The organism is Lysinibacillus mangiferihumi, assembly GCF_003049665.1.
In the GTDB taxonomy this organism is placed as follows: domain Bacteria; phylum Bacillota; class Bacilli; order Bacillales_A; family Planococcaceae; genus Lysinibacillus; species Lysinibacillus mangiferihumi.
Map to the genome: position 1 here is coordinate 1 of NZ_PYWM01000032.1, position 26,109 is coordinate 26,109.

A 26,109-nucleotide genomic window follows, 5' to 3' on the forward strand; every position below is an offset into this window, starting at 1 on the left:
CTGTTAGTTCTTCTTGTATTTTTTCTTGCTCTAATCCTACTGATAAGTACCAATACTTATTGTCATAACTAATTCTAGGATTTCTATATTTAACACCACTAGGCAGTTGCTCATTCGTTTTTATCCAGCCAATTTTTTCAATAAGCACCATCTTTCCATCTTTGACTTTTAACTTTACATTGTCATTATAGAAAGACTTCTTGCTCTTTTTTCTGCTTTTAAAGACGGGTTTATTTGCTAGTCCTTTGAAAAATTTTGTGTAAGCATCACAGGCATCTTTAACCGCCTGTTTGGCTACATTGTTCGATACTTCATTCAGCCAATTCAGCTCTGTTTTCTTTAGTTGAGTCAATTCTTTCCTAAGAACTGCATCAGCTATAAATTTACCGCCATTTTTATGATTTTCTTCCTGTTTTGCCAATGTCCAATTGTAAATAAATCTCGCTGTTCCTACTGATTGCCACAACTTTTGTTCTTGTGATTCACTTGGGTACAATCTAACTTTCTTTGCCAGTATCATCCTCAAGTAGCTCCCTTTTGAACTGTTTTGCCTATGTTATATGCAAATTTCTCTATTACGTAGTACTTCAAAAGTAATCACCTCAATAAGATTACACTGTAATAACTATAAAAAATAACGATAGTTTTATACATTTGAATAAATTTATTTCAACTGAGTCATCCCTCCAAGCAGTAGTGTAGCACAAATTATAATTTTTAGTAAATTCAGTTGTTTTTATTAAGTGAGTATAATAAAATAACTAACATAAAGAAAAAAACAAACTATTCGGAGGTATTTACTATGGGTTTATTTTTAGTAGAATCAACAGTAAGTGAAGTATCAAACAAAGAGCAATTTGCAGCACTAGTAGAGCGTGTAGGGCAAGCACAAGCTGTAACTGTAATTGAAGTACAAGTGGCGAAGGATTTTAGCCGTGCATACTTTATCTTGGAAGCGAATGAAGAAGTGCAAGCCACAAGCGCACTAACTGCGCAAAACATTCAAACAGATTTAGTAAAAGAAGTTCGTCTAGTTGGAAAAGAGCTTGATGAGGTTAAAACAAATCAAGAAGTCGTGAACTATTTAGTTGAATGGGAAATACCTGCAGAAATCACAATGGATCAATATTTAGCACGTAAAAAGAAAAATTCAGTGCATTATGAAGAAGTACCAGAAGTACATTTTTCTCGCACATATGTATGCGAAGATATGACGAAATGCTTGTGCTTCTATGATGCACCGGATGAAGCCGCTGTAAAACGTGCCCGTGAGGCAGTGCAAACACCAATCACATCGTTAACTGAATTAGCTGATAAGTAGAGGATAGGAGTGGAAACCATGGCAGTAGATGAAGTAGTCTTACAAGCGTTGATTGAAGAAAAATTAAAACCGTTTGTAAAAAAAATTGATGAGGAAGCTTATTATGCGGAGGATTTTTTATTGGCACTCGGCAAGGCAGGATTTTTTGCTTCAACACAAAAGGACGAGCAAACAGTACTACTAGATGAGCTAACGATTGTACAAGAGACGGCGAAAGTTTGTATGACAACTGCATTTTGCCTATGGTGCCACCTTGCAGCTTTAACTTATTTACGTAAAACGGACAATGAACTATTACGAGCAAAGATTTTACCATTACTTGAACGTGGAGAAGTGCTTGGTGCAACGGGTCTATCGAATCCGATGAAGTATTATGCTGGTCTAGAAAAACTACATTTAACAGCACAACGCATCGATGGAGGCTATGTTATAAATGGTGTTTTACCCGCTGTTTCAAACTTAGGAGCCAATCATTGGTTTGGTGCAATTGCTTATAACGGTGAGCAAGAAGTGATGATTTTTGTAAATACGGATCATGAGCGTATTACACTAAAGGAAAAAAATCACTTCTTAGGCGTAAATGGTAGTGCTACGTATACGTGTAAGTTTGATAACGTCTTTGTTGGGGATGACTACGTAGTGGCACAGGAAGCAAGCACATTCGTGGATAGTATTCGCCCAACATTTGTACTGTATCAAATTCCGCTTGGCTTTGGAGTAGTAGCGGCTGCGATTGAAGGCATAGAAAAGGTCAAGGCCAAGCAAAATGGCTGCAATGAATATTTGCAGGTGCAAGCCGATGAGCTAAAAGAGAAACTACAACATTTACAAGCATTATTGCAAGCATTAATACAATCGGGCGACATTACTTTACAAGCAATTTGTCAGATTCGCTTGCAAGGCGTATATCAAACATTAGCAGCAGTTCAAGCTAACATGCTACATAATGGTTCTGCGGGCTATATTGCTGGAAGTACACCATCACGCAAGCTGCGCGAGGCATATTTCTTAGCGAATTTAACGCCAACCGTTAGACAGCTTGAAAAGATGACGCAGATAGCAAAGGTAGCGAAATAGACATTTATCAACCTTGACTAGCATTATAGCTAGCCAAGGTTTTTCTTTGCGCTTAGTGCATTGCATCTATCATCATTTTCGAAGCATGTTTATGTCAGAAAAACATACAGTGAATATAGAGCGTAATTAGTAATAGTAGGAAAGGGGATTGCGTGGATAAGTCCAATTCAAATCAAAATAAGGATTTAAACGAAAATGTGAAGGATCAACAACTAGATGCATTTCGTGTCAATAATGATGGAACGAAGATGACGACTAATCAGGGATTAAAAGTATCCAATGATGAAGACTCGTTAAAAGCCGGTGTGCGTGGGCCGACCATTATGGAGGATTTTCATTTTCGGGAAAAAATGACGCATTTTGACCACGAGCGGATTCCTGAAAGAGTCGTGCATGCGAGAGGCTTTGCAGCACATGGAGAGTTTGAGCTATATGAGTCGATGAAAGAGTATACGAGAGCAAAATTTTTACAAGAGCCTGGAAAAAAGATACCCGTATTTGTGCGCTTTTCAACAGTAGTAGGGAGTTTAGGCTCAATGGATACTGCGCGTGATGTGCGAGGATTTGCAACGAAATTTTATACTGAGGAAGGCAATTATGATTTAGTCGGCAATAATATTCCTGTGTTTTTTATTCAGGATGCGATTAAGTTTCCTGATTTAATTCATGCCGTAAAACCTGAACCTCATAATGATATGCCTCAAGCAGCATCTGCTCATGATACGTTTTGGGATTTTGTCGCTAATAATCGAGAAATTGCCCATATGATTATGTGGGTTATGTCTGATCGAGCAATTCCTAGAAGTTTTCGGATGATGGAAGGCTTTGGTGTGCATACGTTCCGTTTTGTAAATGATAAAGGTCGGTCAAGATTTGTAAAATTTCATTGGAAACCTGTATTAGGTGTACATTCACTTGTTTGGGACGAAGCACAAATTATTGGTGGCAAAGATTCCGATTTTCAACGACGAGATTTATGGGAATCAATTGAAATTGGAGATTATCCAGAGTACGAGCTTGGCGTCCAGATGATTGAACCGGAGGAAGAGTTTAGATTCGATTTCGATATTTTGGATGCAACGAAATTATGGCCAGAAGAGCTAGTACCTGTAAAAAGAATTGGCAAAATGACTTTAAACCGCAATGTGGACAATGTTTTTGCGGAAACAGAGCAAGTAGCTTTTCACCCAGGAAATGTAGTACCAGGAATTGATTTTACGAATGACCCACTGCTACAAGGGCGTTTGTTTTCATATATTGATACACAGCTTCTTCGTTTAGGTGGACCGAACTTTGCTGAGATTCCGATTAATAGACCCGTTTGCCCGATTCACAATAATCAACGCAATGGCTTCAGTCGCCAGACGATTAATATGGGCAAGGTTAGTTATCATAAAAATTCGCTCGCAGGCAATACGCCTTCAACCTCTACAGCAAAAGAAGGAGGATTTGTGCATTATGAACAAAAGGTTGAAGGACGAATTACAAGAGCGCGTAGTAAATCCTTCGACGATCATTTCTCACAAGCTCGACTATTTTGGAATAGCATGTCGCCTCCTGAAAAACAGCATATCATCGATGCATTTAGCTTCGAGGTAGGCAAGGTCAAAAGTAAATCGGTGCGGCAGCAAGTTGTGGATATGTTTGTCCATGTTGATAAAGCGATGGCTATAACGATTGCGGATAATGTTGGCGTCAATCGACCAACAGGTGAGCAATCCAAGGTTACGGCATCATCGCCTGCCTTGAGTCAGGCAAATACAGTAAAACTGCCTCAAACGCTTAAAGTCGGTGTATTGATTGGTGATGGCTTTGATGCCAATGAGGTTGGGGAAGTGCTGAAATATTTAACAAGGCAAGGGGTTCGTTATAGCATAATATCGGATAGACTCGGTGTCGTAACTGCAAATAATGGTGTGCAGTTAATGGCAAGTGAAACGTTTATTACGACAGATGCAGTACTTTTTGACTCCCTGTATGTTGTGGGTGTTCGAGCAGATAATCAGGCAAAGTTTAACACCTATATCGTCAATTATATTAATGAGGCATACCGACATTACAAACCAATTGGGATTGCTGCAACAGGCACGACATTTTTTAATATGTCGAATGCAAACGTTGGACCAGGTATTGTTTTAGCAACTGGAAATGCAGGGTTTGCTAAAAAATTTGTCGATGCTATTGCCCAGCAACGTTTTTGGCAACGTAATATTTATTGATTTGAAGTCATTTTAGGGAACCCACTGCTCGTAACGAGCCACAACTGCATAGCAAAAAAGTGTTAGATTGATTGAGGTCAATCTAACACTTTTTCTCTTTTGTCCTAGTCTCTTTCAGTCTTTCATTATATCGTATATACTTGTATGGACTATATTTTGAGAGAGGGACCAATATTATGAAGTACATAAGGGAAATAATAATATTATTTGTTGTACTTGTCTGCTTCTTCATAGCTACATCAGATGAGGCTTTTGCAGCAAAGGCGACAAAATTTTACGAATCTAGTAATGCTAAAGGTGTTACGGTCATTAACTATCATTCGTTTGGGGATTATAAGGAAATAGCAAATATTAATATTACAGAAAAGCTCTTTCGTGAGCAACTGAAGATGCTAAAGGATAACGGCTATACAACAATTACGGAGGATCAGCTTATCGCTTATTTACAAGGCCACGGTCGTATCCCAGAGAAATCTGTATTTTTAACAATAGATGATGGCTATGAAAGCGTTTATAAGATAGCGTATCCTATTTTAAAAGAAATGGGTATGCAAGCAACATTATTTGTTATTGCCAATGACGTAGAAATAGGCTTCAGAAAAAATGTACCAATGGCGAATTGGCAGCAAATTAAGGAAATGTCCGACTCTGGCATAATTCATATCGGCAACCATACATATGACTTACATTGGCGTGGTAAAAATGACACAGCAAAACATGAGGCCATGATACTTAATCAAAAGAAAAATGGAGAGCCCCTTACAAATGAGGAGCGTCGACGATACATTCAAGAGGACGTTACAAAGGCGCATCAATTAATCGAAAAATATACAGGGAAAGCACCAAAATCCTTTGCTTATCCATATGGTGTGTATGATCAAATTGCAGAGCAAGCTGTGAAAGAAGCGGGTTATACAATCGATTATTCTACACAAGGTGGTTATAATCTATTTGGTCAAGGAACTGTCCATATTAAGCGAATCGACTCTAGCAATCGTGTATCGGCAAATGAGTTAAAAAAGATTTTACAAAAATATTTATCACAGGCAGAACAACAATATTATCAACGAGATATTCAAGTAGAGGCAAAAGTTGCATCAAATAAAGTTATGCTAAAAGCTTGGTTGAAAAGTGATATGAATAAAGGCAAGCTCCATGCTAAAGAAGCGCGTTTTGAGCTTTATAAAATGGTAAATGGAGAACGTCAACTTCAGCGTAACTTTGGCAGTTACAGAGTGGCAGCAAGCACGAATGCACGAGCAATGTCAACAGAAGAAAATATTTCAAATTACGAAGCTGGTGGTTATTCTGTTAAAACAATTCTTATAAAGCAAGACGGAAGTAAAGAAGTTTTCTGGATTAATTTTAATAAATAGAATCGCGGGTAAATTACAGTATTTCGCGGGTAAACCGTCTTGTATCGCGGGTAAAGTACAGTATTTCGCGGGTAAATCGTCTTGAATCGCGGGTATTGCACAGTATTTCGCGGGTAAACCGTCTTGCACTCCAGATATTCATCTCGTTCCGATATTTTTGTATTTATATGTAATTGAATTAAAATTTTGTAAATGTTAAGGTGGTAAATGAGGTGAAAAAAGTGAAACAATTTGATATTGCAATTATTGGTGCAGGTCCAGGGGGATACGTTGCAGCCATCCATGCAGCTAAAAGTGGCATGAAAGTAGCTTTAATAGAGCGTGATAAAGTGGGAGGAGCTTGCTATAATGTTGGCTGTATTCCTTCGAAAATTATGTTAGAACATAGTAAGCTCGTGCAGGAGATACAACGAGGCAATGATTGGGGCATCGAAACGCCAGCTTTGAATGTGAATTTCCCACGATTAATGCAGCGTAAAAATGCTGTTATCCAAGAGCTTTTAGAAAATATTGAACACTTTATTGTAAGCAATCACATTACATTTTATCGTGGTGAGGCGACGGTTGCTGCCGATTTAACGGTAACGGTTAATCAAGAGACCTTTTTAGCAAAGGACATTATTTTAGCAACTGGTAGTAAGCCATTTGTGCCACCATTTAAAGGGTTAGAAAGCGCAACTTATTATACAACGGATACTTTTTTCGATATAGAAGAACTTCCACAACAGCTAACGATTATCGGTGGTGGTGTTATTGCAGTGGAAATGGCATTTAGCTTGGCACCACTCGGGACGAAAGTAAGAATGTTGAATCATAGTGAAGATATTTTACAGACAGAAGAACCTGATGCTCGACCAATAATTCGAGAAAAGATGAAAAAACTCGGTATTGAACTTATTACCGATTTCCAATTTGAGCATTTTAATGGAAAAGAAATTCATACATCTAAAGGCATTTATACATACGAGCACTTATTATTTGCCACAGGGCGTCGCCCAAATACGGAAATTGCCCAGCAGCTTGGACTTGATTTTGATGGTCGATTAATTGCTGTAAATAAACATTATGAAACGAGTCAACCACATATTTATGCCATAGGTGACTTAGTTGGAGGTTACCAGCTAGCTCATGCTGCTAGTGCAGAGGGTATCTATGTTGTAGACCATATTTTAGGGGTAAAACGCACGTTGATTGACCAAGCACTAATTCCTCGTTGCGTCTATACACATCCTGAAATTGCGACATTCGGCTTGCTAGAAGATCAAGTTGAACAAGCGTATACAGTGACAAAACTGCCGATTAACACTAACTCAAAAGCGTTGATGGAGGGCAATGAAGAAGGTTTTGTTAAGCTTATTGCAACGAAAGAGGATGGACATATTTTAGGAGCGTGTGTGGTAGCTGATGGTGCGACTGAAATGCTCAACGCCATTTTAGCAACGAAAAATGCTGGAGGTACAGTAAAAGTATTGGCAGACATGATATTTCCTCATCCAACAGTATCGGAGCATATTGGTGATGCCGCAAAAGCTGTATTTGGCAAAGCGATACATCAATAACATAATAAAGAGTTGCCACATGTTATTGTGCAACTCTTTATTATTTTTTAAATTCCGATAAAGTTTATTGACTTTATAAAATATTGTGTTAAATTAAATTTATAAGATTACTTGGTATTGAATTATGCTGACTAGATATCTAGAGGCTTCTATTTACACAACAATTTTCCTGTTGACTGTAAATAGAAGCCTCTTTGTTTTAGTGCAACGTCCATTGCGGAGCTTTGATTTAATTGATTACAAACACGGTAAAGGGAGTGTCCTATATGACAAATGTAGTGATTATAAATGGTAGCAATACAAGGAATTCACGTGTAACGGCTATTCAAGAAAAGGTTGAACGTTTTTTTACCGCGCACAGTGTAGCACTACACACAAATTATGTACATGAGCTGCCTGCGGATGCGTTAATAACAGCAAACTACGCAAACGATGTTATTATAGCAGAAAATAAAAAGGTCGAGGAGGCGGATATTGTAGTCATTTTAACACCGATTTATAAAGCATCTTACACAGGCATTTTAAAAACCTATTTAGATTTATTGCCACAAAAAGCATTGGTTGGGAAAACAGTTTTACCAATAGCAGTGGGTGGCTCAATTGGCCATTTACTAGCGTTAGAATATGCTCTTAAGCCTATATTGGCAGTATTAGGTGCCATAAATATTGCCCATTCCGTATATATTATCGACAAACAAATTATTCGTCTAGAGAATGGGAACTTTGCCATTGAGGATGATGCAAATAATCGACTAGAAGCTGAACTTAATAAATTACAAAACATTGTAGCGATTAATTAACGATAAAAAAGTGTTAGATTGACTGCAGTCAATCTAACACGTTTTGCTATGCCGTTGTTGCCTGCATCTTACATTGTGTGCGGTTCCCACAGGAATCACCGCTTCTTCTGAGTAGGTTTACGTTCGGCGTCCTTTTTCATTTAGCTGTTATTAATTTATTTCTGGTTCTTCCAGTAACGAGTCTTTATCCGCCGGTGTTGTAGAAAGAAATAAGAAAGCCTCATCTTGTAATAACAATAATTTCTCTTCACATATACCGTGCGATAATGCTCCTGAAAAAATGGATTCCCACCAAGTTCCTGTTGTCGTTGTCATTTATCTACGCCCCCGTTTCGATGTTTAATATGTAATTGTATATTTCCCGAGATTCTCAAAATAAAACATGGCATCCTTAGTTACTATTTCTGTTTTTTTACAGCACCACCTATTTCAGAAAGAGGATTTTTGACCTTAAATGTTGTATCGTATAGTCAAAGATAGTTTGTTTCAAAAAAGACAGAACTATGTATCGCATTTTAAAAAAAGGGGTGTTTTTTTATGAATTTTACGCCACAAGATGTTGAAAATATGATTACAGAGCAGCGCCAGTTTTATTTTTCTCGCGCTACAAAAGATGTAAAGTTTCGCAAACAACAATTATTGAAACTAAAAAAATCTATTTTAAAGTATGAAAAAGAAATTTTGAATGCGTTGTATTTAGACTTAAGAAAAAGCGAGTTTGAGGCATATGCAACAGAAATAGGTATTGTCCTTGAAAGTATTTCTTATATGGTGAAAAATCTGGAAGAATGGATGAAGCCTGAAACAGTTAAAACACCGATTCAACTTCAAATGGGAAAAAGTTTTATTGTTCGAGAGCCCTATGGCGTCACATTAATTATCGGGCCTTTTAATTATCCATTTCAGCTAGTTATAGAGCCTCTCATTGGCGCAATTATTGGCGGCAATACGGCTATTGTAAAACCATCGGAAACGTCTGTGCATACCGCCAATATTGTGAAGAAAATAATTGAAGAAACATTCGAGCCTTCCTATATTCGTGTTGTAGAAGGAGAAAAGGACGAAGTGAATGCACTGATTCACGCTTCATTTGACTATATATTCTTTACTGGCAGTGTAGCTGTCGGTAAAGTAGTGGCAAAAGCCGCAGCTGAACGATTAACGCCGATTGCGCTTGAACTTGGTGGCAAAAGCCCAGCAATTGTTGACCAAACGGCTAATTTGGAAGTGGCTGCTAAACGTATAGCATGGGGGAAATTCACAAATACTGGTCAAACCTGTGTAGCGCCAGACTATTTACTTGTCCATAAAGACGTTTATGATCGATTTATGAAGTTGTTAAAGGATACGATTCGTTCTTTCTACGGAAAAAATGCACTCAAAAGCCCTGATTACGGTCGCATTGTGAATTTAAGACAATTTGATCGACTTCAACAAATTTTAGTAGAGGAACGAGACACAATTACATATGGTGGTCGAACAGACCGTGATGACTTATATATTGAGCCAACCATTATTGAATATGTAAAGTGGTCAAGTCCGTCAATGCAAGATGAGCTTTTTGGACCGATTTTGCCTGTTATGGTATATGATGATTTGCGTCTTGCTATTCATCAAATTCGTCAACTTCCTAAGCCTTTAGCGGCATATTTTTTCTCGGAACATGAAAAAGCTATTCAATACTTTTTAGAAGAACTGCCATTTGGTGGAGGCTGTATAAATGATACGGTAACCCATGTAGGAAATCAGCATTTGCCATTTGGAGGGGTTGGTCCTTCGGGGGTGAATGCGTATCATGGCAAGGCTAGTTTTGAAAATTTTACACATCCAAAATCAATATTAAAAAAATCTTCAAAGCTCGAAACGAATGTTCTTTTTCCGCCATATAGACAAAAGGTTAAGCTTATTCGTACGATTATGAAGTAAAAAAGTAGGGGGTGTCTATCGACTTTAGACACCTCCTACTTTTTAGTTTTCTGCTTGTGGCAGTTTTATTTTAATCGTTGTTCCACAGTTAATTTTGCTTTCAATTGCAATGGTTCCACCATGTTCCTGAATAATCTTGTTTGTAATGAGCATACCAAGCCCAGTTCCTGTGGATTTGGTAGTATAAAAGGGCTCATATATACGTTTAATCAATGCCTCTGACATCCCAACTCCATTATCTGTAATCGTCACCATATTCAAACCTTCAGCATCTTTGGCAATGTAAATTATAATTTCTCCATTTGCTGTATGTGCCTCAATCGCTTCAATGGCATTTTTAATAATATTAATGAATACTTGTTTAAGCTGATTTTCATTAGCAAGGATTCGATTATTATCACTGACGATATGCATTGAAAAAGTGATGTTATGTTTTTGAAATTCAAGGTGAAACAATTGGCTAATGTTATTGATGACTTCATCAATTGATACAACTTTTAATTGTTCGACATGAGGTTTTGACAGCACTAAAAATTCGCCAATAATTAAGTTAATCCGCTCGATTTCAGATTGAATGATTTCCGTATACGCGTAACATGTGGAGTCTTTTTCCGTACTCATCATTTGTACAAAACCAGAGATAACGGCCATAGGATTGCGGATTTCATGCGCCACCCCCGCAGCGATTTCACCTGCCAATTTTAGCTTTTCTGATTGTAATAAAAGTTGTTCATTGACCTTTTTGTAAGATATATCACGTGAAATAGCAGAGACCGCAATCATTTTGTTTGTACGATCATAAATAGGTGAAAGTGAAATTTCTACATCAAAAACCGTACCATCTTTTCGCATATCCTGTGTTTCTATCAGCTTAAAGCTTTTTCCTTCTAATAAACTTGCATAGCGTTGTTCCGCCTCTAAAACATTTTCTGGAGGAACGAGTGGGATGGCTTTGCCAACACATTCTGCTCTTGTCCAACCGTATACTTCTTCAAAGGCAGGGTTTACATCGATAATACGATTATCTAAACTAAAAACCGCGATGCAATCATTTGCATGCTGAAAAAATAAATGCAAATAGGCTTCTTGTGACAGCAACTCTTGTTTTTGTTGAGAGTTTATTTCATTGAGTCGATACCAAAAGTGTTGTAAATGTCGAGATTGAATCCAGCCGATAATTGTAAGTAGCACTATAACGAAAACAAAGGTTTCAATATACTGAAAATGCCCAATGGAATCAGTAGAAATACGGTGATAACAAGATAGCGCTATAATTTCCAGTAAAGAAATAATACTAATAAGGGTATTTAGTTTTATCGATTGATAAATCGTTATTAATAATATAAAGAAAATAAAGCATATAAAATTAGGTAAGGAAAAGCTAACAATATTAAGATATAGGATAGCCATATTCCCTGATATAATGATTACCCACTGCATTGCTACTGGTTTAATGTTAAAAACTTTTCCTGCTAATAACGGTAGAAACAAAATGAACATTATACCAATTAGTACCTCGAGGCTACTATAAATATTGAGCATAATGAGCACGCTATAGGCAAAAATCGCTGTCACATAAAATAGCAAAACAATTTCATTACGCATACGTAATAATTCCATTTGTTGCAAATTTAGCACCTCAATTTTTAGGATATTCTCATAATACATGATTCATTGTTGTCGATAAATGCCGATTTTTGATAAGATAGGGAAAATTCAGCTTGATTTTTTGAATGATAGCGTTTTCATTTTAAAAACGTTACAGGAGGCATTTCATTTCTAGGCGAATAAGTAGTAAAATAAATTCATTAGATTAGTGGGGGTATTCATATTGTTATTTTTTGTCGAAAAAACAAGAAATAATGAATGAGTGTTGAGATTGATTGGAGGACTATGAAATGTATGCAGAGGAATTGTTAAGTGCATTACCTTTGAAAAAAATAATTGGCGTGTTACCAGACCAAGTGACGGATATTGTGATTGATTCTCGAAGTGTGCAGCCGAACAGCATGTTTGTTTGTATTAAAGGTTACACAGTAGATGGCCATAATTATGCACAAAAAGCTGTTGAGGGTGGTGCAACAATTGTTGTTACGGAACGTGAACTACCATTAGCAGACGCAATTGCACAAGTTATTGTCAAGGATACAGATCGTGCAGTCGGTTTGTTGGCTGCTAAGTTTTTTGACTATCCTTCAAAGGATATGACAATGATTGGTGTAACAGGGACAAATGGTAAAACATCTGTAACAGGTATTATTCAAAATATTATGCACGGCATGGGCGAGAAATCTGCACTATCAGGTACTATAGGCTTTAATTTAAATGGTATTTTATATGAATCTGCAAATACTACGAGCGATGCATTATCGACACAGCAAATGATTTTTCGTGCGAAAATGGAAGGCTGTCGTTTAATGACAATGGAGGTATCATCGCATGGATTAGCACTTGGCCGTTTGGCAGGTGTCGATTATGATGTTGCTATTTTTACAAATCTTACACATGATCATCTTGATTTCCATGGTACGATGGAGGAATATGGGAATGCAAAAGGCTTATTATTCTCTCAACTTGGACAAGATTTAGAAAAAAATAAATTCGTGGTGCTCAATGCTGATGATGCTTGGTCAGAACGCTATGCTGCAATGACGCCATTCCCAGTATGGACATACGGATTAAACAATGAGACAGCAGATTTTCGTGCCGTGAACTGTGAATATCATGATTACATGACTTCATTTGATGTCATTATGCCTGAAGGGATCTTCCCTGTTAAAATGCATTTATTAGGTGAGTTCAATATTTATAATGTTCTTGCTGCGATGGTTGCTTTTTATGGTAGAGGCTATTCAATGGATACGATTATTGAACAAATAGAGCAACTACCGCCAGTTAAAGGACGTATGGAAAAAGTATGCTCTGATTTACCTGTACAAATTTTTGTCGATTATGCACACACACCGGATGCGATTGAAAAGGCTATTGCAGCAGCTACGCCTTATAAAAAAGGTAAGCTTATTTTCTTAGTTGGTACAGGTGGTAATCGCGATAAATCAAAACGCCCTGCAATGGCTGAAAAGGCATCAGCAGCAGATTATGTGATTTTAACGACAGATGATCCACGTTATGAGGATTACGATAGTATAACAGGTGATCTTGCAAAAGGAATGTTGCATAAAAATTATGCATGTATTGGAGACAGAGCAGAAGCAGTGCGACATGCAATAGAAGTAGCTGAACCTGGGGATATGATTATTTTTGCTGGTAAAGGCCATGAAGATTATCAAATTATCGAAAATACGAAATATCCACATAGTGATGCTGAAATTGCGATTAAGGCTGGACAATTGAAATTTGTGTAAATTTACAATGGAACTTAGCTCAGTGCGACAACATTATGCTAATTTTTTATAGCAATTCATTTATGGAAAACCTTTTAGCTGTGACTAAAGGGTTTTCTTTTTGGGGAATTCATGTAAAAAGGTTGTACGAAAGGCAAGACTTCTTTTATTATTAGTAGGTATGAAAAAAGGAGAATGAAGAGATGACTTCAAATTTAGAAAAAGATATATTAGCACGACGTACGTTCGCCATTATCAGTCACCCGGATGCTGGGAAAACGACGATAACGGAAAAGCTTTTACTTTTTGGCGGTGCAATTCGTGACGCTGGTACGGTAAAAGGTAAGAAAACAGGGAAATTTGCCACATCAGACTGGATGGAAATCGAAAAGCAACGTGGGATTTCGGTAACATCTTCTGTTATGCAGTTTGACTATAGTGGTTCACGCATCAATATTTTGGACACTCCAGGGCACCAAGATTTCTCAGAAGATACGTATCGTACATTAATGGCAGTAGATAGTGCTGTCATGGTTGTAGATGCCGCTAAAGGTATTGAGGCGCAGACGTTAAAACTATTTAAAGTTTGTAAAATGCGTGGTATTCCTATATTTACATTTATTAACAAACTGGACCGTCAAGGGAAAGAGCCATTAGAGCTAATTGAAGAGCTTGAAGAGGTACTTGGTATTCATGCGTACCCTATGAACTGGCCAATTGGTATGGGGAAAGAGTTCCTTGGTATTTATGACCGTTATAACAACCGTATTGAGCAATTCCGTACAGAAGAGGAGGAGCGTTTCTTACCAATCGATGAAAATGGCGAGTTAGCAATTGACCATCCGATGAAAGTAACGTCTTATTACTCACAAGCGATGGATGACATTATGCTTCTTAATGAAGCAGGAAATGCTTATTCAGAGGAAAAAATCCGTCGTGGCGAATTAACACCCGTGTTCTTTGGTTCGGCTTTAACAAACTTTGGGGTGCAGACATTCCTTGAAACTTATTTACAATTTGCTCCAACTCCTCAACCTCGTATTACAGAAGATGAGCAGTATATTGATCCAGTGGAGCATCCAGAGTTTTCAGGCTTTATTTTTAAAATTCAAGCGAATATGAATCCTGCACACCGTGACCGTATTGCCTTTGTACGTATCGTATCGGGTAAATTTGAGCGTGGTATGAATATGACATTATCTCGTACAGGTAAATCGTTTAAAGTGACACAGTCTACACAGTTTCTTGCTGACGACCGTGAAACAGTTGATGAAGCGGTAGCTGGAGATATTATTGGTTTATATGATACAGGGACATATCAAATTGGTGATACAGTCGTCGGTGGCAAGAAAACATTCCAATTTGAAAAATTGCCGCAGTTCACGCCAGAGTTGTTTGTTCGTGTGACAGCGAAAAACGTCATGAAATCTAAGCAATTCCATAAAGGGATATTGCAATTAGTGCAAGAAGGTGCCATTCAATATTACAAAACGCTTCACACTGAAGACGTTATTCTAGGTGCAGTTGGTCAATTACAATTTGAAGTATTTGAACACCGCATGAAAAATGAATACAATGTTGAAGTGAAAATGGAGCCAATTGGTTCGAAAATGGCGCGTTGGATTGAAAATGAAGAAGATGTCAAAGAGTCAATGTCTTCAAGTCGTTCAATGCTTGTTAAAGACCGCTTTGACAATCTTGTTTTCCTATTTGAAAATGAGTTTGCTATGCGCTGGTTCGCAGATAAAAACGAAAACATCAAATTATATAGCCTGCTATAAAAAGAAACACGAATCGACAGATGATCGATTCGTGTTTTTTTACAAGGAAAATAAGAGATTGGTGTAGAATATATACAATATAAGGAATCGTTTAGTGAATAAGAGCTGACTTCACATTCCTTTTGCTTGGCAAGAAAACTAATTCAATGGAGCGAAAGGTGGCGACTCCTGCGGGAAAAGCAAGCAAACCGAGACCCTGGACTGAGCGTAGCGAAGGAAGCGGCTCGGTGCTTGCCCGCGGAAAGCGCCACCTGTAGCGCAATATTGCAATGACAATAATGAAATTGTTTCAATATAATGTATAACTTTATAAAAAAACTCCCTTTTCGGCTATCATAGGAAAGAAGAGAAAGAAAAGGAGTATAAACACATGAACATTAGCAACTTTTCAATTAAAAGACCTGTTTTTACGCTTGTTACAATGCTACTCGTTATTATTTTAGGTGGCGTATCGTTGTTAAAAATCCCGATTACGTTAATTCCTGAATTAAATCCCCCTATTGGTGTCGTGGTGACGTCATATCCTGGGGCGAGTTCAACGGAAGTAAATGAAAAGGTAACAAAACCTTTAGAGGCGGCATTGGCCACCTTGCCAGGCATAAAAAAACTACAATCTACTTCGCAGGAAGGTTCAAATTTAATTGTGCTAGAGTTTAATTGGACGACGAATATTGAGGATGTTCAATTGGATATTTTGCAACGTATAGATATGACACCTTTACCAAACGATGCACAAAAGCCAAATTTTTTGAAATTTGACCCGTCACAGTTTCCAATTATTCAACTTTCTTTACGCGCAGAAAATGACCAAGTGGATGTACGAGTATTAGCAGAATCACTGGAAAAAGAGCTTCGTCGTACAGAAGGGGTTGCAAGTGTCAATGTTTCTGGCAAATTGGTAGAAGAAGTACAAGTAACATTGGATGAATCAAAACTAATAGCAAAGGGCTTAACCCAAGCAGATATTATTCAAATAATTCAAACGAATAATGTTTCACTTCCTGGAGAGCCAGTATTAACTGCAGATGACAAAATGTTGACGACCAGGATTATTAGTACGTTAACTACACCACAAGATATTGCAGATTTAATCGTATCCGTCAATCCTATAGATGGTCAAACATTAACGGTAGGAGATGTAGCAACGGTCGAGCGCACAGAGCAAAAAGCAATAACAGAAACGCGTGCTAATGATCATCCGGCTGTGCTAATGTCCGTTTTGCAAGAATCTGGCGCTAATACTGCTGAAGTATCTAAAGCCTTTCAACAAGCTTTAAATGATTTACTAGCGAAGGAGCAATACAAAGGTGTAACAGCAGACATACTAGTCGATCAAGGGAATTATGTAGATTTAGCAATAAGTAATATCGGTTCTTCATTACTGCTAGGTGGCTTATTCGCAATGCTTGTGTTATTTGTCTTTTTACGCGGTGTGAAAAGTCCAATTATTATTGGGATTGCCATTCCGTACTCGGTCATTGTCACATTTGTGCTAATGTATTTTGCTGATTTTACGCTCAACATCATGACCTTAGGTGCATTAGCATTAGGTATTGGGATGCTTGTCGACAATGCCATCGTAGTAATAGAGAATATTGAACGGCATTTAGGGCTTGGCAAAGAACCGATCGAAGCAGCAAAACAAGGAACAAAGGAAGTAGCACTAGCTATAACAGCATCTACATTAACAACGATTGCTGTGTTTATTCCAGTCATGTTTATTGAAGGCTTAATTGGGCAAATATTTACGGAATTTGCACTTACCATTTCCTTTAGTTTAATTGCCTCATTGTCAGTGGCATTAACCGTTGTACCTATGCTGGCAAGTCGTTTGTTAAAAATGAAAGATCATAATATCAATGAAATTCGCAAGACATCTTCGTTTTATAAGCGCTACAATGCGTCTATAGTTTGGGTATTGCAGCATCGCTTGTTGGTCATTTTATCGGCAATCGTGCTCTTTGGCTTATCGCTCTTTGGGTTATCGAAAATAGGGACAGAATTTTTACCTGCAACAGATGAAGGTTTTGCTTCTATTAGTGTAAATCTTGAGCAAGGGGCTGCGATAACAAAAACAGAAAAGGTAGTCGCAGCCATTGAAAGTCGTTTAAAAGAAGAACAAGATGTCGATGTGTATGTTAGCCTAATCGGGGGTACTCAACAGTCTCAATCCCGTGGACAAACAAGTGCAAATCAAGCAGAAATTTACGTCAAGCTAGTACCACTTGCAGATCGCAAGCGCTCCATTTTTGAGTTTGTAGAAGAAGTGGAAAGGGAACTAAATAATGAGTTAGGGGAGCAAGCAGAAATTACATTTAATGTTTCTACATCATCTGGTTCAGCTCCAAATACATTGACATTCCGACTAACAGATTCAAATGAACAACGTTTATATGCATCAGTTGAGAAAGTACAGCACGAACTAAGTCGTATAGATGCAGTCACAAATGTTTTGACTGATTTAGACGAAACGATACAAGAGATTCAGATAGAGGTGGATCGTGAAAAAGCGAAGGATTATGGTTTTGTACCGGCTCAAATAGCCCAAACGGTCAATCAAATGACAAAAGGGCAGTTGACAACGCAGATGATTGATGATGGTGGAACGGTGTTATCGGTGTATACCGGTTTTGGACAGGCGTTTAATGACAGTATGGACGCTTTAAAGGCAATGAAGCTACGTTCACCTGCAGGACTATTTGTTAAGCTTGATGAAATCGCTAACGTATCTATACAAGAAGGACCAGTATCCATTAGACGTTCCGATCAAGCTGCAGCAGTTGCATTTTTCGTTGATTATAAAGCCAAGGAGTCATTAGGGGGCATTTCTAAAAAGGTCGATCACGCACTTGAAAAAGCGAATCTGCCTGCTGAAACGCAAGTTGTCTTTAGTGGGGATCGAGAGTTATATGATAGTGCAATTGATGACATGCTTTTAGCTGTTGCTCTCGCCGTAGTGCTAGTCTACATTGTGATGGCGGCGCAGTTTGAGTCGTTTAAATATCCTTTCGTTATTATGTTTACGGTACCACTTATGATTATAGGTGTTGCGATGGCAATGTTTGCGACGAAAACACTGATTGGTGTAACATCTGTTATTGGCATTTTAGTACTTGTTGGCATTGTTGTGAATAATGGTATTGTGCTTGTCGATTATATTAATCAGCAAAAGCAGCAGGGCATGCAGGCGTATGATGCCATTTTACTTGCTACACAAGACCGACTGCGCCCGATTTTAATGACAGCATTAACAACGATATTAGGATTGCTACCACTAGCGCTTGGTATTGGCGAAGGTACTGAGATCAATCAGCCGATGGGTATCGCTGTAATAGGTGGTCTGATTACATCGACTTTGCTGACATTATATATTGTGCCAGCTGTGTATAGCTTAATGGATAAAGAAACTAGAAAATTGCCTTAGATACGGGGAGGAAATGGGAGATGGGTGTTCATTTTTTTACGGGGTTTCCAGGGTTTATTTCAAGTCAATTAATACGAGAATTATTTCAAAAAAATAAAACACAAAAGGTTATCGCCATTGTTTTAGCGGGGCAATATCCAAAAGCGATGATTGAAAAAAGCAAGATTGAAGTAGACTATCCTCAATGTGAAATACAGATTGTTGAGGGAGACATCACGCTACCCAATTTAGGATTAGCTAATCAAATAATACAGCAAATCGTACCTCAAATTGAAGTGTTTTGGCATCTAGCAGCGATTTATGATTTAGCCGTTCCACGAGATATTGCTTGGAAGGTCAATGTACATGGAACTGCGATGGTCAATGATTTTGTTCGAACATTGCCCCATCTTAAGCGTTATATGTATTTTAGTACTGCGTATGTTGCTGGAACACGAGAAGGAGTATTACGTGAAGATGAATTGATTCGCCCGAAGGCATTTAAAAATTACTATGAGGAAACGAAATATGAAGCTGAGCATCGTGTGGAAGATTTAAAGTCGGAGGTACCTATCACGATTATCCGGCCAGGCATTGTGCGAGGGCATTCCGTGACAGGGGAAACAATAAAATTTGATGGGCCCTATTTCTTTTTGAATATGGTTGATAAATTAAAATGGTTGCCGATTATACCTTATATCGGGATGTCTAGCTCAGCTATTAATGTTGTGCCCGTTGATTATATTATCAATGCCTCCACTTTTTTAGTGGATGAGAAAAGTGCTGAAGGGAAAACATTACATTTAACAGATCCTAATCCTCATCCTGTACAAGAGGTATACCGTACAATGGTGAAATTATTGACAAATCATTATCCGAAAGGACGTTTTCCTTTAGCACTAGCCAAAAAATCGTTACAAGTGCCGTTTATTCGCAAAAAGTTAGGGGTCGAGCGAGAAACTTTAGATTACTTAACATGGAATGCAACTTTTGATACAACAGAAGCAATTGCTATATTGCAAAAGGGAAATATAGCATGCCCTGATTTTATACAAACTATGCCAAATATGGTGGATTTCTATCTAGCGCATAAAGAAGATGAAAACTATCATATTCAGATTAAATAATGATGGATTTCTTTGTCAGTATTAAATGATAGTGATATAATAAACGAACAAAAGAAATATCCTTAGACATTTTGTTAAAGGGGAGTAGCTAGCAGATGCGAGCGATGCATCTGGTTTCACATTCGTCATGACGTGGCATAATGCCATCGGATGTGTTAGCAAATGGTGTTACTTTGCAAAAAGTGCAATAACCAATAGCTGGTTTGTAAGAAGTAACCAATTAAATTTGCTTAGCAAGACCTTTGCCTTCTTCTTAGGCAGGGGTCTTTTCTTTTTCATTTGACTAGTAAATGCTCGCAATTTTGGGTATACAGAGTTTAAAGGAGGAACAGAGAATGGAAGCAATATTATTACAATATGGCTGGGTACTGATCGTACTCGTTGTATTAGAAGGATTACTAGCAGCAGATAACGCAGTAGTAATGGCTGTTATGGTGAAACACTTACCGCATGACCTACAAAAGAAGGCACTTTTTTACGGATTATTTGGTGCACTAATATTCCGATTCTCTGCGCTCTTTGTTATTACAGTATTAGTTAATTACTGGCAAATTCAGGCTATTGGGGCAGCTTACCTATTGTTTATGTCAGCCAAAAATATTTATGATTTGCGAAAAGGCAAAGATGAGGAAGAAGAAAATGATGATGCTACTGTAAAAAAAGGATCGGGCTTCTGGATGACTGTTTTAAAAGTGGAACTTGCAGATATAGCATTTGCAATTGATTCAATGCTTGCTGCGGTTGCAATTGCCGTAACGCTTCCACACTTAGGTAATTTTGATATTGGCGGCATTAATGGCGGACAATTTATTATTATGTTACTAGGTGGCTTTATCGGTGTTATTATGATGCGTTTTGCAGCGCAATGGTTTGTAAAAATTTTAAACGACTATCCTTCACTTGAAACAGCAGCGTTTTTAATTGTTGGCTGGGTAGGGGTAAAACTTGTTGTATTAACGTTAGCTCATGAAAAAGTGGGTATTTTACCTGAGGAATTCCCACATTCAACAGGCTGGGAATTAACTTTCTGGGTTGTATTAATTGCGATTGCATTTGTCGGTTATTTAGTAGGTGTTCGTAATAAAAAACAAGCAAAATAATCGCTGGACAATTTTATAATGGAATGATTTAATCCGCATTCTTTCTGCGGGCAACGCACGAGCCACATCGCTCGCTACATTAGCAGGGTCAGTGCGCTTGCTTTTTGTGAAAGTCTATGCGGATTTTTGCTTTATATCAAAAACACTGTTTATTACTTCGTGTTTGATACGATTTACAACCCCTTTCTTTTTTCAGCGTTTTTTTCTATACTAATATCTATCAAGTTTGGCATCATAAATGGAAGGAGTTGATGGGGTGCCTTGGAAAAAATCATCAAATAGACAAATCACACCGTTTCAGGCACTTGTGTCTTATTATTTCATAGCAATAGCAATTTCCTTCCTATTGTTGCGTCTCCCTGGTGTCCATCGAGCGGGTGTGGAAGTGTCCTTTTTAGATAGTTTATTTACGGCAGTCAGTGCTGTTAGTGTAACTGGTTTAACAACTTTCAATATTTCCGAGACCTATACAACATTTGGACTGGTTATGGTACTTGTGATTTTACAGCTCGGGGCTATCGGTATTATGTCTCTAGGTACCTTTGTTTGGTTGCTTGTCGGCAAAAAAATCGGTATGCGCGAACGTCAATTGATTATGATTGATCATAATCAATACAATCTATCGGGTGTTGTCCAATTAATACGAGAAATATTAAAAATCTTAATCGGTATTGAATTAGCAGGGGCTATTATTTTAACGGCTCATTTTATGAATTATTTTGATACATTTGAAGAAGCTCTTATACATGGCGTTTTTGCTGCTGTTTCTGCCACTACGAATGGTGGCTTTGATATTACTGGGATGAGTTTATTGCCATTCCATAATGATTATTTTGTGCAACTAATAACAATGGTATTAATTGTACTTGGAGCTATTGGCTTCCCAGTGCTGATTGAAGTAAAATCATTTTTGCTTAATCGACATGCCAATTTCCGCTTTAGTCTTTTTACCAAAATAACGACGACTACCTACGCAATGTTATTTATAGTAGGGGCTCTCGTTATTTTACTGCTTGAGTCATTCCACTCCTTTAAAGGGATGGTTTGGCATGAGGCAATCTTTTCAGCTATGTTCCATTCAATATCTACGCGTTCAGCGGGACTTACAACATATGATGTAACATCTTTTAGTGAAGCTACCGATATTTTTATGAGTTTTTTAATGTTTATTGGTTCCTCCCCAAGCTCTGTAGGTGGTGGGATAAGAACGACAACTTTCGCTATTGCCATATTATTCTTAATAATGTTTGCACGCGGAAAAGAGGATATTCAAATTTTTGGAAGGGAAATCCATTTAATAGATGTCTTCCGCTCATTTGTCGTTATCCTATTAGCTTGTTTTATGGTGTTAATTGCCACAATTATATTACTGATTACGGAACCGCACGCGACACTTATCCAAATTATTTTTGAAATAACATCTGCGTTCGGAACATGTGGTATGTCCCTAGGGATTACGTCAGACTTATCAGTAGTTGGTAAAATAATCATTATTATTTTAATGTTTATAGGGCGAGTGGGCTTAATATCATTCTTGTATTCAGTAGGTGGTGGAGGTAGAGGGAAAAAATCGAAATACCACTATCCAAAGGAACGAGTGATTATCGGGTAAACAACATCCGGAAGTATTGATATATAGAGGTTTCGAGGGGGCGGATTTTTGATTTGCCCCCTTTTTGCCCCTTAATGGTCAATTTTTGAGGTAATCTTCCAATTTTTAAAAAGTTTGATCAATTGATAGGTTTTCATTTTGTTTCTTTGTCTTACTTCTTATCAAACCTATACAGCCAACAATAAACATAAGGATTGCAATTATTTCCAGTGGCACAAATAAAGAAATAAATCCTATTCCTGCAAATCCGTCATCTGTTATGTCCATATAAATGATTGAACCAGCAACTGTAAATATAGGCGTAAAAAATATCGCTAAGTACATTCCCCATATTACAAAATTAAGTGACCATGAACGTTTAAAAGTAAGAATGAAAGCTATTATAAAAAAAATTATAAGAACTGCGGATAATGTAGTTAAAATTTGAACCACGCTCCTTTCGTTTAATTTTAATAATCTTTAAACCTATTTTAACATAAATATCCAAAAGGGAATTATTTCTTAAAAACTAACAAGGTGATTATACAAATTATCATATAATAATCTTTTAGAGCTACAACTGAATATTATGAGGATTAGTTGATAAAAAATGTAAATTGAAGGAGATAAGTTTATGAAACCATTTATCATTCGTCATAAAATTGCTTGGTTACCTAACAAATTACAGTATCGCAAAATCTATTCGATAGGATTTAAAGGAGTAGAGAACGAAGTGTTTATCTTCAAACTAACAAAGAATAGTACACACGTTATTTTAAAAAGTGACACGAGAGAAATTATTGTTAGCAAACGAGAGCTAAAGCGTTATTTTAAAAATGGAAGTTTACAATTTCTAGCTACACAATATGAGGGTTAATCGAAAGAAAGTCACAGGATCGAGTAAGATGATGGATGATGACCTTTATGAAAAAAGTAAGAACGATAAAGTGAAAATAATTCTGCAAAAGTAGAAAGTTAATTCATGAAATTCGAAAAAGCCCAACAGCTAATATGGAACCTTATACAATCGGCTCAAATCTATTGGGAAATACGGAATACCTATCAAACCTTCAGAAACATGTAAAAGGGTTTAACAAAAACAATTTCAAGACTTTTGAAATAGCTACATAAGTATTTAATAAACGATGTAGCCATTAAAATAAATAAACTGTAAAAAACAACCTTCTATAACGATAACCGTGAGTACGCAGACAACCGAATTTCAAGATACTCCATGCAATCAAGCAAATGTGCAATAACAGGAGAATGTTTAGTAGCAGAAGATGTTCATTGTCATCACAGAACTCCTCGCCATATGGGAGGTACAGACGAATTCATGAATCTCGTAATAGTACATAAAAATACTCACGGATTAATCCATGCTACAGAAACAAAAATGATTGAACGATATAAGAGCCTTCAAGAATAAGATGGAACGCCGTATGAGCTGAAAGGTTCACGTACGATGTGGAACATGGGAAAAGATAGAGATAACTTCTAAATATTTCATATTGCTATATATAACGAAAAAAGTTTGGGGGAGATAAATCTACCAAACTTATGAATTAGTTAGATCGAGATCTTTTTAAAATTAATAAAGCAAGGACAATTATGGCAAGACCTATCCAAATGATTTTATAGGGTAAGACAATTAAATACAAAAAAACATTAACAATGTGAACTGCAAAATCAAGAAAAAACGACATAATTAACACGCTTTCTTTTTAACCAAATTATAACATAGTAGGGGCATAATTATAGTTTATTTAATATTTACAATCAAAGAGATTTCCAACTGTAACACCAATAATTAAGAAATAAATTTCAAAACTCATAGTAACAAGATCTTAAATTCAAGGATGAATTTATACAATATAAAACTAATAAATGTTCCAGAAGTTTGGGAAGTTACAAATGCCCAAGGAATGCTGTGACATTTCTTGGGTTTTCATTCGAATAATATATTCCACGATCGGGCGCAATTGTTGAAAATACTAAGCTCGTTAGAATCCTGCTTGAGCTCAGAAAATGAAAAGGTTCTTATTTTTACAAAAGTCTTTTTGTTATATTAATATATATTTGAAACTAAAAGGTTAAAGTAGTCGTATAGGGTATTATCGATTAGAGGAGGTCGGAAAAATGGATTATGCTAAAATCTATAATGAAGAGCTGATTGCCTTAGTAAAAGAGAAAATAAAGTGCGTCGGTGAAATTAAAGCGGTGAAGTTTGTGAGAGAACAAACAAATATGTCCTTAATACAGGCAAAAAAACTTGTAGATTTTTGTAAAGAATAGATATAAAAATTAGAGTCACTAAACTGTGGCTCTAATTTTTATTAAAAGTAACTTCAATAGTCATTGAACTACTAAATAATAAAATTCAACAGACGGAACTTCTATTTATTTAAAATGTATTAAAATAATGGTATTACTTTTAATTAGGAGTGAATAGATGGTTAGAAGAAGAGGTACGTATCAAATAGCAATTCGTGATAAACAACTAATTTGTTTATTTTGTCAGCACAATGAATTTCAGCATCGTGAGGTTTATATGGAAAGAGTGACTTTAGATGAGGATGAAAAAGAGCAGCTGACATTGCAATCATTTACTTGTACATCATGTGGGGATATTCGAATGTTTCAAGAAAAAAATCGATTTGACCAAACGTCGCAAAAACATGTATCTATTATTGAGTACATAGAAGTGATAAAAGAATGACTGGAACAGATGAATCTTTACGCCCAGAAAAAAGTCGGATTACGATTTTTGATGAGCCGATTATTTGTAGTTTTTGTACCTATGATGTATTTATTCCTTATGAAGTATATGTAAATGTTGAACAGCCAGGTATTGGTGTACGTCACGTTCGTTACGTAGCTATTTGCCAGCACTGTGGGCAAGCGAAAATGTTTGGGGACCCTAGCCGATTTGATGCTGAAACGAATAGGTTCATTTGGGCATTGAATCAGTATTTGATTGCCGTTAGAAAATATAAGATAAAAATCATATTCTTTATCGGAAAAAGACATGATGATAAATTAACGGCTTTTCAAAATCAGCTGATAGCACAAGATATAAAAATAGATAGTGTTCATCGTGTAAAAACGGAAGTTACAATACTAGCAACAATATCTACCCTAAATGAAATACACACACTTAGGTCTGTAATCATGAATTCTGCGACGCGATTAAATGTAACGATTAAGAATTTAATCCTTACATAAGATTCTAATGGGTCTTTACAAATTATAGAAAATTATAAAATTTAATTCAAAATAACGTTCCCAAATGAAAGTTTGGAGAGAGACCGAAATCCAAGAAATGCTGTTAAAGCAACATTTCTTGGATTTTCCTTTGAATATTGTTTATACAGCTTTTATGCAAATATATAAACAGGGCTACGATAGTACGTTTCAAGATTATACAGTGTGTGTTATCTGAATAAAAACCCGGTGGTGTGAGAGGTCGGGAGTTAATTACTCCC

At 36.9% G+C, this 26,109-nt stretch carries 21 protein-coding genes and 1 pseudogene; 18 read left to right on the forward strand and 4 right to left on the reverse strand.

Annotated features, from left to right (window positions below; translation table 11 throughout):
- Positions 1-520 (reverse strand): RNA-guided endonuclease InsQ/TnpB family protein (locus tag C9J37_RS22265; protein WP_153063512.1); only part of this gene is annotated, 520 nt, incomplete at its 3' end.
- A 282-nt stretch (positions 521-802) separates the two neighbouring features.
- On the opposite strand from C9J37_RS22265, the gene C9J37_RS22270 reads away from it, so the two are divergent.
- The 6 genes from C9J37_RS22270 (at position 803) to ssuE (ending at position 8,352) form a co-directional block, all read left to right on the forward strand.
- A complete protein-coding gene (locus tag C9J37_RS22270) occupies positions 803-1,321 on the forward strand; it encodes a DUF4242 domain-containing protein (RefSeq protein ID WP_107897132.1) in 519 nt (172 codons plus the stop codon).
- Between the two features lie 18 nt (positions 1,322-1,339).
- Positions 1,340-2,398, forward strand: coding sequence for an acyl-CoA dehydrogenase family protein (locus tag C9J37_RS22275; protein WP_107897133.1), 1,059 nt, complete (start codon positions 1,340-1,342; stop codon positions 2,396-2,398).
- 152 nt (positions 2,399-2,550) lie between these two features.
- The gene (locus C9J37_RS22280) at positions 2,551-4,617 is read left to right on the forward strand and encodes a catalase (RefSeq protein WP_107897134.1); all 2,067 of its coding nucleotides are present in this window, start codon (positions 2,551-2,553) and stop codon (positions 4,615-4,617) included.
- A gap of 176 nt (positions 4,618-4,793) precedes the next feature.
- On the forward strand, positions 4,794-5,993 hold the full coding sequence (locus C9J37_RS22285) for a polysaccharide deacetylase family protein (protein WP_107897135.1): 1,200 nt from the start codon (positions 4,794-4,796) through the stop codon (positions 5,991-5,993).
- 212 nt (positions 5,994-6,205) lie between these two features.
- Positions 6,206-7,552 carry a dihydrolipoyl dehydrogenase gene (lpdA, locus tag C9J37_RS22290; RefSeq protein WP_235617203.1) on the forward strand — a complete coding sequence of 449 codons (1,347 nt, stop codon included), beginning with the start codon at positions 6,206-6,208 and terminating at the stop codon, positions 7,550-7,552.
- 266 nt (positions 7,553-7,818) lie between these two features.
- Positions 7,819-8,352, forward strand: a complete 534-nt coding sequence (gene ssuE / locus C9J37_RS22295) for an NADPH-dependent FMN reductase (protein ID WP_107897136.1) — start codon at positions 7,819-7,821, stop codon at positions 8,350-8,352.
- A 150-nt stretch (positions 8,353-8,502) separates the two neighbouring features.
- On the opposite strand, the gene C9J37_RS28490 is transcribed toward ssuE, so the two are convergent.
- Positions 8,503-8,667 carry a hypothetical protein gene (locus C9J37_RS28490; protein WP_167397396.1) on the reverse strand — a complete coding sequence of 55 codons (165 nt, stop codon included), beginning with the start codon at positions 8,665-8,667 and terminating at the stop codon, positions 8,503-8,505.
- A gap of 222 nt (positions 8,668-8,889) precedes the next feature.
- Between C9J37_RS28490 and C9J37_RS22300 the strand changes: the two genes are divergently transcribed.
- Positions 8,890-10,278, forward strand: coding sequence for an aldehyde dehydrogenase (locus tag C9J37_RS22300; protein ID WP_107897137.1), 1,389 nt, complete (start codon positions 8,890-8,892; stop codon positions 10,276-10,278).
- A gap of 42 nt (positions 10,279-10,320) precedes the next feature.
- Here C9J37_RS22300 and C9J37_RS22305 read toward each other — a convergent pair whose 3' ends face one another.
- Positions 10,321-11,898 (reverse strand): two-component system sensor histidine kinase NtrB, encoded by a 1,578-nt coding sequence (locus C9J37_RS22305; protein WP_235617205.1) that lies wholly within the window; start codon positions 11,896-11,898, stop codon positions 10,321-10,323.
- A gap of 278 nt (positions 11,899-12,176) precedes the next feature.
- Between C9J37_RS22305 and C9J37_RS22310 the strand changes: the two genes are divergently transcribed.
- The 6 genes from C9J37_RS22310 (at position 12,177) to C9J37_RS22335 (ending at position 22,645) form a co-directional block, all read left to right on the forward strand.
- A complete protein-coding gene (locus tag C9J37_RS22310) occupies positions 12,177-13,643 on the forward strand; it encodes a UDP-N-acetylmuramoyl-L-alanyl-D-glutamate--2,6-diaminopimelate ligase (protein WP_024362274.1) in 1,467 nt (488 codons plus the stop codon).
- A gap of 182 nt (positions 13,644-13,825) precedes the next feature.
- The gene (locus C9J37_RS22315; protein WP_107897139.1) at positions 13,826-15,403 is read left to right on the forward strand and encodes a peptide chain release factor 3; all 1,578 of its coding nucleotides are present in this window, start codon (positions 13,826-13,828) and stop codon (positions 15,401-15,403) included.
- A 370-nt stretch (positions 15,404-15,773) separates the two neighbouring features.
- Positions 15,774-18,827 carry an efflux RND transporter permease subunit gene (locus C9J37_RS22320; protein ID WP_107897140.1) on the forward strand — a complete coding sequence of 1,018 codons (3,054 nt, stop codon included), beginning with the start codon at positions 15,774-15,776 and terminating at the stop codon, positions 18,825-18,827.
- Positions 18,828-18,847: 20 nt separating this feature from the next.
- Positions 18,848-19,933: an SDR family oxidoreductase gene (locus C9J37_RS22325; RefSeq protein ID WP_107897141.1), complete on the forward strand. Its 1,086-nt coding sequence runs from the start codon at positions 18,848-18,850 to the stop codon at positions 19,931-19,933.
- Between the two features lie 335 nt (positions 19,934-20,268).
- Positions 20,269-21,033 (forward strand): MeeY/MeeF family manganese export membrane protein, encoded by a 765-nt coding sequence (locus C9J37_RS22330; RefSeq protein WP_024362270.1) that lies wholly within the window; start codon positions 20,269-20,271, stop codon positions 21,031-21,033.
- 256 nt (positions 21,034-21,289) lie between these two features.
- Positions 21,290-22,645 carry a TrkH family potassium uptake protein gene (locus tag C9J37_RS22335; RefSeq protein ID WP_107897142.1) on the forward strand — a complete coding sequence of 452 codons (1,356 nt, stop codon included), beginning with the start codon at positions 21,290-21,292 and terminating at the stop codon, positions 22,643-22,645.
- A gap of 105 nt (positions 22,646-22,750) precedes the next feature.
- Here C9J37_RS22335 and C9J37_RS22340 read toward each other — a convergent pair whose 3' ends face one another.
- Entirely contained in the window at positions 22,751-23,077 is a 327-nt protein-coding gene (locus tag C9J37_RS22340) for a hypothetical protein (protein WP_107897143.1), read from the reverse strand.
- A 181-nt stretch (positions 23,078-23,258) separates the two neighbouring features.
- Here C9J37_RS22340 and C9J37_RS22345 point away from each other — a divergent pair, with 181 nt between their 5' ends.
- The 5 genes and pseudogenes from C9J37_RS22345 to C9J37_RS22355 all read left to right on the forward strand — a co-directional run bounded on the left by C9J37_RS22345 (position 23,259) and on the right by C9J37_RS22355 (position 25,849).
- Positions 23,259-23,501 carry a hypothetical protein gene (locus C9J37_RS22345; RefSeq protein ID WP_107897144.1) on the forward strand — a complete coding sequence of 81 codons (243 nt, stop codon included), beginning with the start codon at positions 23,259-23,261 and terminating at the stop codon, positions 23,499-23,501.
- A gap of 315 nt (positions 23,502-23,816) precedes the next feature.
- Positions 23,817-24,035: pseudogene (locus tag C9J37_RS29860) on the forward strand (HNH endonuclease signature motif containing protein); the annotation flags it as partial.
- Positions 24,036-24,763: 728 nt separating this feature from the next.
- Complete coding sequence (locus C9J37_RS28495; RefSeq protein WP_167397398.1) at positions 24,764-24,919, forward strand: hypothetical protein; 156 nt, start codon at positions 24,764-24,766, stop codon at positions 24,917-24,919.
- Positions 24,920-25,076: 157 nt separating this feature from the next.
- Positions 25,077-25,343 carry a hypothetical protein gene (locus tag C9J37_RS22350; protein ID WP_107897145.1) on the forward strand — a complete coding sequence of 89 codons (267 nt, stop codon included), beginning with the start codon at positions 25,077-25,079 and terminating at the stop codon, positions 25,341-25,343.
- The gene (locus C9J37_RS22355; protein ID WP_107897146.1) at positions 25,340-25,849 is read left to right on the forward strand and encodes a hypothetical protein; all 510 of its coding nucleotides are present in this window, start codon (positions 25,340-25,342) and stop codon (positions 25,847-25,849) included. The genes C9J37_RS22350 and C9J37_RS22355 overlap by 4 nt, the downstream gene beginning before the upstream one ends.
- Positions 25,850-26,109 lie beyond the last annotated feature (260 nt).